Genomic DNA, 503 nt, shown 5'->3' with positions numbered 1-503 from the left:
CCTTGGCCGCAGCCCCGGTGGCCGTGACCGCGCCGTACGGGGCGTAGCTGTACTCGGCGGCGATCAGGCCGTTCCCGTCAACGAGGGCCAGAACGCTGCCCTGGTAGTCGGTCACCGCCCCGTGGCGCGCGCCCGAACCGTCCTTCACCCCGACCAGCAAACCATTGGTGTCACGGGTGAATCCCGAGCGCACGCCGTTGTCCACGAACTCTGATACCCCGAGCGCGGTGCGCGTGAACACGTGCGTGACCCGACTGCCACCGGTCGGGGTCTCGGTGATCTGGTTCGGTTGGGTCTGGTCGGCGGTGTCGTAGGCGAACTCCATCACCCGCGCGCCCTCGTAGTCCCCGGTGCGCACCTGGTTGCTGGGGCTGTGGGTGAAGCTCGTCGCCGGGCTCGACGTGGACTTGTAGTTGCCCGCCCCGTCGAAGGACACCGCCATGTCGTTGATCTTCGTGTACTGGTCGGCGGCGTTGACCTCATAACTGCGCCCCTCACCGGAG

At 67.8% G+C, this 503-nt stretch carries 1 pseudogene; it reads right to left on the bottom strand.

What is annotated here, in order from left to right:
* Positions 1 to 503, bottom strand: a pseudogene (locus ABFX50_RS51215) (hypothetical protein); the annotation flags it as partial.

The sequence above is a fragment of the Nonomuraea recticatena genome (genome assembly GCF_039533245.1).
Taxonomy (GTDB): Bacteria; Actinomycetota; Actinomycetes; order Streptosporangiales; family Streptosporangiaceae; genus Nonomuraea; species Nonomuraea roseola.
The sequence above is the reverse complement of the archived record's forward strand: the minus strand, read 5'-3'. Positions and strand labels throughout refer to the sequence as shown.